We start from the raw sequence: 2,243 nt of genomic DNA, 5'->3' as shown, positions 1-2,243 counted from the left end.
ACCTTCTCCTGAGGCAGGCCCGTCCGGCTCGCCACCTCCTCCATCCCCCCCCCCCCCCCCCCCCCCCCCCCCCCCCCCCCCCCCCCCCCCCCCCCCCCCCCCCCCCCCCCCCCCCCCCCCCCCACCCCGACGCGCGCGCCCCCACGCGCACCGAGCGCTACACGCCAGGGAGCACGTACACCTGTGCGCCCTCCGCGTCCACCCCCTGCTGCCGCACGCAGTGGTGACGCAGCAGCAAGCGCAGCGCCGCCAGCACCTTCTCCTGAGGCAGGCCCGTCCGGCTCGCCACCTCCTCCATCCGGACCCGCGCCTCCCCCTGCGACGTCAGCATCCCCGCCATCAACGCGGCCACCGGCCACACGTCCTTGGTGATCGCCAACTGGTTCCGCTCCCAGAGCGAGAGCAACGAGACAGCGCCTCCCGAGCGGTGCGGGACGGACGCCGCTGCCTGGTGCGCCTCCCGGCGCCCGGGGTCCGTGTTCTCGACCAGCCGCCCCAGCAGGGAGATGATCTCCCGCTGCTGCGCGAGCATGTCGTGGTGTGCGGCCGTCACCCCGCTCTCGAACCGCCGGTCCTCGCGCCGCTGCGCCAGCCACTCCTCGTCCATGCGGAGGTTGTGCTCCTCCAGCCGCACGATGGCGTCCGCGACCGCCTCCGGCATCGCGTAGACCGTGCGGGCCTCGGGCCCCTGCGGCTGGACCTCCGCCTTCTCCAGCGTGTAGGAACCCTCGCGCTGGATCGTCACGATGACGTCGGTGACCCACTTCTTGAACGGCTCGGAAGCCGGTTTGGTGCAGCCGTTGACCAGCCGTACCAGACCTTGCAGGCTCACCATTCTCATGTGTTTCTGAAGGCCGTGACCTGTCAGTTTGCGCAGGCCGTCTACTCCACAGACGCCCTGGACAAGCTGTTTCAGGCTCAGGGTCCACTCAGTGGGCACATGCCACTGCAAGGCTTGGCGCGTGTTTGCGTAACCGAGATCCCGAGCCAGGTCGACCGCGGGGAACCAGTGTGTCCCGTCCGGTAGCGTCAGCCTCCGTACGCGCGCTCCGGTGGCCGCGTAGACGAAGTCGTTGATGTCGATGGCGTCCTGCCACTGCTCGTTCACGAGCATCACCTCCGATGCTCACATAAGCAGCACATCCGTCGAACCGACGGATGGTTAGCGTTCGTTAACTCGAACGAGTGAAGTGCCGCGCGCACAAAGGGCGGTTCGTGGCTCCCCCCTCTTGCCACGAACCGCCCGGCTCTACGCGCGAAGCTGCGCGGGGCACCAACAATAGTTGACTCAGCGTCAGTGTCCAATCACTTATCGATATAGGCGTATCGAGAGATTTGCTCGCCCGAACACGCACGGTGACCAAAGCGGAGGGTTTGACCTACGCCCGCTTGGGCCAGACCTCCTGCATGTTCGTCGCACGCCCAGTGGTCAAGCGGACGGCCCGCGCCATCCTCCTCGCCCCCGGGGACGGCCCAGGCCCCGGGGAACTGATCGTCATCAAGCGCACCAAGCCTGGCCGGGAGCCGTACTGGATCACGCCGGGCGGCGGCGTCGAGCCGGACGTCGACAGCACCGTGGTGGACGCCCTGCACCGCGAGGTCCACGAGGAGTTGGGGGCTGAAGTCACCGACGTGGTGCCCGCCTTCGTGGACACGGTGAGTGACCCCGAGGAGACTCCGGGTGGCGTGAAAATTCAGCACTTCTTCGTGTGCCGTCTCGTCTCGATGAACCCCGCGCTGCGCCACGGGCCCGAAGTGGACGACCCCTGCGGCCGGTACGAGATCACACGGCTCCCCTTCACGCCCGAGGGCGTCACCTCCGTCGACGTCGTCCCCGTGGCCCTGCAGACCTACCTGGCCGCCAACATCGAAGGGGTACGGGCCCTACTCGCACCGGACCTGCGCTGAACAAGCGGAATCCGCCGCCCGACCGCCCGGGTCTAGCCGAACCACCCCTGGAACGCGGAGTCCGGGCGGGGCTCCGCTGTCTCGGCGCCTCGGCGCTGCGCCTCGGCCAGCGCCCGCTCTGCCTCCTGTCGCCAGGCCGAAATGTCCCGTGCGTACTCGTCGTCGTCCCCCGAACCGGTCCCGTAGCGCGCCGAGATGGCGGCGGAGACACCTGACGGTGCGGACGGCACGGCAGGCGGCGTCGGCGCCGCGTGCCGCCGTCTTCTGGGCAGCGGGGCGGGCACGGACGGAGGCGGAATGGTGTAGTCGGCCTCCCCCGCGACGCCGCCCCCGTC

General features: G+C 69.8%; 2 protein-coding genes and 1 pseudogene. 1 reads left to right on the top strand and 2 read right to left on the bottom strand.

Annotated elements, in window-relative coordinates:
- Nucleotides 1-157 precede the first annotated feature (157 nt).
- The gene (locus tag AB8Z75_RS33320) at nucleotides 158-1,108 is read right to left on the bottom strand and encodes a Bro-N domain-containing protein (protein ID WP_369208622.1); all 951 of its coding nucleotides are present in this window, start codon (nucleotides 1,106-1,108) and stop codon (nucleotides 158-160) included.
- Between the two features lie 299 nt (nucleotides 1,109-1,407).
- On the opposite strand from AB8Z75_RS33320, the gene AB8Z75_RS33315 reads away from it, so the two are divergent.
- The gene (locus AB8Z75_RS33315) at nucleotides 1,408-1,908 is read left to right on the top strand and encodes an NUDIX domain-containing protein (protein ID WP_369208620.1); all 501 of its coding nucleotides are present in this window, start codon (nucleotides 1,408-1,410) and stop codon (nucleotides 1,906-1,908) included.
- 32 nt (nucleotides 1,909-1,940) lie between these two features.
- Here the strand turns inward: AB8Z75_RS33315 and AB8Z75_RS33310 are convergent.
- Nucleotides 1,941-2,243, bottom strand: a pseudogene (locus AB8Z75_RS33310) (hypothetical protein); the annotation flags it as partial.

It is taken from the genome of Streptomyces sp. PU-14G (genome assembly GCF_041028275.1).
In the GTDB taxonomy this organism is placed as follows: Bacteria; Actinomycetota; Actinomycetes; order Streptomycetales; family Streptomycetaceae; genus Streptomyces.
The sequence above is the reverse complement of the archived record's forward strand: the minus strand, read 5'-3'. Positions and strand labels throughout refer to the sequence as shown.

Coding starts and splice junctions, on each gene's coding strand:
- AB8Z75_RS33315 (WP_369208620.1), top strand. CDS start 1,408: ATGTTCGTCGCACGCCCAGTGGTCAAGCGGACGGCCCGCGCCATCCTC.